The organism is Diaphorobacter sp. J5-51, assembly GCF_001023515.1.
GTDB lineage: Bacteria > Pseudomonadota > Gammaproteobacteria > Burkholderiales > Burkholderiaceae_C > Diaphorobacter > Diaphorobacter nitroreducens.
Map to the genome: position 1 here is coordinate 1 of NZ_JSYI01000093.1, position 4,113 is coordinate 4,113.

Here is a 4,113-nt window from a genome sequence, read left to right on the forward strand (position 1 = left end):
TGGGACAAGTCGCTTCATTGCGCTTGACTTCGAAGACGGTTACTCAATCCGCGCCTGGTGTACTGCTCCATCACGGGCTTCGGGCAGGACGGCCCGTACGCCCACCGCGCCGGCTACGACTTCCTGATCCAGGGCATGGGCGGGCTCATGAGCGTTACCGGCCGGCCCGACGGCGAACCGGGCGGCGGCCCCATGAAGGTGGGCGTGGCGCTGACCGACATCCTCACGGGCCTGTATGCCAGCACGGCCATCCTCGCGGCGCTGCAGGCGCGCGAGCACACGGGCCGAGGCCAGCACATCGACCTGGCCCTGCTGGACGTGGGCGTGGCCTGCCTGGCCAACCAGGGCATGAACTACCTTTACGGCAACCAGGTGCCGCCGCGCATGGGCAACGCCCACCCCAACACCGTGCCGTATCAGGACTTCCCCACGCAGGACGGCCACATGATCCTGGCCGTGGGCAACGACGGGCAGTTCGCACGCTTGTGCCACGCCGCGGGGCAGCCCGGCTGGGCGCAGGATGCGCGCTTTGCCACCAACGCCGCGCGTGTGGCGCACCGCCACGAACTGGTGGCGCTGATCCGCGGCGTGACGGTGGGCAAGCCCACGCGCGACTGGATCGCCCTGCTGGAGCAGCACGGCGTGCCCTGCGGCCCCATCAACACCGTGCGCGAGGTGTTCGACGACCCGCAGGTCAAGGCGCGCGGCATGCAGATTGCCATGCAGCACCCCCAGGCGGGCAGCGTGCCGCTGGTGGCCAGCCCCCTGCGCCTGTCGGACACCCCGGTGAGCTACCGCCATACGCCCCCGCAACTGGGCCAGCACACCGATGCGGTGCTGGCCCGCCACCTCGGCCTTGCGCCCGAGGCACTGCAAACCTACAGAGACAACGGAGTTTTGGGATGAGTACCCTGGATTCACTCGCGCTCACGCGCATCCCCCCCGAGGACGAGGCCCTGCGCGCCGAGGTGCGCGCCTTCCTGGCCGGGGCGATCGCCGAACTGCCCGCGCATATCCGCGCCCGCTCGTGGGGCGGCTACAGCAGCGAGCTGAGCCGCAAGCTGGCCGCCCGCGGCTGGATCGGCGTCACGCTGCCCAAGGAATATGGTGGCGGCGGACGCAGCGCCTTCACGCGCTATGTGCTGGTGGAGGAGTTCCTCGCCTGCGGCGCGCCCGTGGGCTCGCACTGGATTGCCGACCGCCAGAGCGCGCCGCTGATCCTGAAGTACGGCACCGAGGCGCAAAAGCAGTTCTACATCCCCAAGGTGTGCCGCGGCGAGGCGTTCTTCTGCATCGGCATGAGCGAGCCGGGCTCGGGCTCGGACCTGGCCAGCGTGAGGACGCGCGCCACGCCCAATGACCAGGGCTTTGTGCTCAACGGCCAGAAGATCTGGACCACCAACGCGCACCACTGCCAGTTCATGATTGCGCTGGTGCGCACCTCCGGCAGCAGCAAGGACCGCCACAAGGGCCTGTCCCAGGTCATCGTGGACCTGAAGCTCCCCGGCGTCACCGTGCGCCCGATCGAGGACCTGTCGGGTGACAGCCATTTCTGCGAGGTGTTCTTCGACAACGTGCAGCTGGGCCCCGATGCGCTCATCGGCGCCGAAGGCCAGGGCTGGGAGCAGGTCACGGCCGAGCTGGCCTTCGAGCGCAGCGGGCCCGAGCGGCTGTTCTCCAGCATCGTGCTGTTCGACCAGTGGCTGGATTACGTGCGCACGCCGCAAGGGCGCACGGAGTCGGCCCAGCGCCTGGCGGGCCAGGTGCTCACGCAGCTCGCGCCGTTGCGCGCCATGTCGGTGGCCATTCAGGACAAGCTGGTGCGCGGCGAAAGCCCCATCGTCGAGGCCGCGCTGGTCAAGGAGCTGGGCACCACGCTGGAGCAGATGATCCCCGCGGCGATCGCCGACGACCTGTTCGCCCGCGAGGCGGAAGACGTGCCGGTGGAGCTGCTGATGACCCTGAAATACGTGACCGAGGCCTCGCCCTCGTTCTCTTTGCGCGGCGGCACGCGCGACATCCTGCGCGGGATGATCGCCCGGGGCCTGGGCCTGCGCTGAAACGGAGCCACGACATGAGCCAAGACAACGATCTGTTTGCCGACGCCGCCCGCCAGGTGCTGGCCGACCAGTGCACCCCCCCGGTGGTGCGCGCCATCGAATCCGGCGGGCGCGCCGCGCCCGCGACGCAGCTGCTGTGGGCGCAACTGGAGGCCACGGGCCTCGCCGATGCGCTGCTGCCCGAGGACGACGGCGGCGCCGGCTTGGGCCTGACCCAGGTGTTCGGCGTGCTGGAGCAATGCGGCGCGCATGCGCTGCCGCTGCCGCTGGGCGAGACCATGGTGGCGCGCGCGCTGCTGGCCCAGGCCGGCGTAGCGCGCCCCGCCGGCAGCATCACGCTGGCGCGTGGCGAGCGGCTGCCGGATGACGGCGTGCGCTGCGCCCTGGTGCGCGGCGGCCAGGTGGCCGATCATGTGCTGGTGCAGGCTGGCAGCGCCTGGCACCTGCTGGCCACGGCCGATGCGCAGGCTGCGCCCCAGGCGCCGGCGCTGGATGCCGCCCTGGCCTGGACTGCTGCCCAGGTGGAGGCCGCGCCCGGGGTGGTGGTGGATGCCGCGCAAGACGCACGCACCCTGCAGGCCGCCGTGGTGGCCCCGCAGATGGCCGGCGCGTTGGGCGACGTGTTCCGGCGCACCCTGCAGTACGCCAACGAGCGCCAGCAGTTCGGCCGCCCCATCGGCAAGTTCCAGGCCATCCAGCACCAGCTGGCGGTGATGAGCGAGCATGTGTTCGCCGCGCGCATGGCTGCGCAGCTGGGCTGCAGCGGCGCCGGTGTGCAGCCCGACCGGCTGCGTGTGGCCACCGCCAAGGCGCGCTGCAGCGAGGCCGCATTGGCCGTGGCCGAGTTCGCCCACGCCATCCACGGCGCCATCGGCTTCACCGCGGAATACGACCTGCAGCTGTTCACCCGCCGCCTGCACGCCTGGCGCCAGACGGCCGGCAGCGAGTCTTACTGGCACGGCGTGGCCGGCGAGGCGCTGCTGGCGCACGGCGGGCTGACGCTGGACCTTGTGCGCCGCATCACCGACGTGGAAATGATGCTCTGAAAACCATAGCTGTTTGCGTATGCCAACCAAGGCGTTCAATGTGTTTTCATATTGAAATCAAGCGGTGATGTGCGCTGGCAGCTCCTACTTTCGACTACGGAGAGACACCATGGCCTTCCTGACCATTGAACGCGACGGCGGCATCCTGACCGCCACCATGAACCAGCCCGAGACGCGCAATGCGCTCACCGGCAACACGGCCGTGCAGGAGTTCGTGCAGCTGTGCGACACCGTGCGCAAGGACGCCAGCGTGAAAGTGCTGATCCTCACCGGCGCCGGCCCCATCTTCAGCTCGGGCGGCAACGTCAAGGACATGCAGCGCTTCTTCGACGATGCGCTCACGCCCGACCTGATCCGCGAGGAATACCGCCAGGGCATCCAGCAGATCCCCAACGCGCTGTACCAGCTCGACGTGCCGGTGATCTGCGCCGTCAACGGCCCGGCCATCGGCGCGGGGCTGGACCTGACCTGTATGTGCGACATCCGCATCGCGGCCGAGAACGCCACCTTCGCAGAAAGCTTCGTGCGCGTGGGCATCGTGCCCGGCGACGGAGGCGCCTGGCTGCTGCCGCGGGCCGTGGGCATGGCCAAGGCGTCCGAGATGGCTTTCACCGGAGAGGCCATCAGCGCCCAGGACGCCCTGGCCTGCGGCCTGGTGAGCCGCGTGGTGCCGGCCGACCAGCTCCTGCCCACCGCGCGCGCGCTGGCCGAGAAGATTGCCGCCAACCCCGGTGCCGTGATGCGGATGACCAAGCGGCTGCTGCGCGAGGGCGAGCACGCCTCGCTGGCCTCGCTGCTGGAGATCTCCGCCGGCTACCAGGCCATCGCCCACAAGACGGCCGACCACCGCGAGGCGGTCACCGCCTTCATCGAGAAGCGCGCCCCGCGTTTCCAGTAGACCGAATCAGCCATCGGCGGACAAGGAAAGGCCCGGCGGCCGTTCGATAATGCCGCCATGGCTTCTTGTATGGATGCCTCCCGGCAATGAGTAGTAACCCGCATCGCTG

3 protein-coding genes and 1 pseudogene are annotated in these 4,113 nt (G+C 69.7%); all 4 read left to right on the top strand.

All coding sequences use genetic code 11. The features are described from left to right. Positions 1–42 precede the first annotated feature (42 nt). Positions 43–906 (top strand): annotated as a pseudogene (locus OX89_RS12720) (CaiB/BaiF CoA transferase family protein); the annotation flags it as partial. Continuing rightward, on the top strand, positions 903–2,060 hold the full coding sequence (locus OX89_RS12725) for an acyl-CoA dehydrogenase family protein (RefSeq protein WP_047350874.1): 1,158 nt from the start codon (positions 903–905) through the stop codon (positions 2,058–2,060). The pseudogene OX89_RS12720 and the gene OX89_RS12725, both read left to right, overlap by 4 nt. A 14-nt stretch (positions 2,061–2,074) precedes the next feature. Then, complete coding sequence (locus OX89_RS12730; protein ID WP_047350875.1) at positions 2,075–3,106, top strand: acyl-CoA dehydrogenase family protein; 1,032 nt, start codon at positions 2,075–2,077, stop codon at positions 3,104–3,106. A 109-nt stretch (positions 3,107–3,215) separates the two neighbouring features. Further along, positions 3,216–4,004: a crotonase/enoyl-CoA hydratase family protein gene (locus OX89_RS12735; RefSeq protein ID WP_047350876.1), complete on the top strand. Its 789-nt coding sequence runs from the start codon at positions 3,216–3,218 to the stop codon at positions 4,002–4,004. Positions 4,005–4,113: the final 109 nt, after the last annotated feature.

What these genes read in the sequence shown, in the direction of transcription:
- OX89_RS12725 (WP_047350874.1), top strand. Translation starts at nt 903, where the DNA reads ATGAGTACCCTGGATTCACTCGCGCTCACGCGCATCCCCCCCGAGGAC.
- OX89_RS12730 (WP_047350875.1), top strand. Translation starts at nt 2,075, where the DNA reads ATGAGCCAAGACAACGATCTGTTTGCCGACGCCGCCCGCCAGGTGCTG.
- OX89_RS12735 (WP_047350876.1), top strand. Translation starts at nt 3,216, where the DNA reads ATGGCCTTCCTGACCATTGAACGCGACGGCGGCATCCTGACCGCCACC.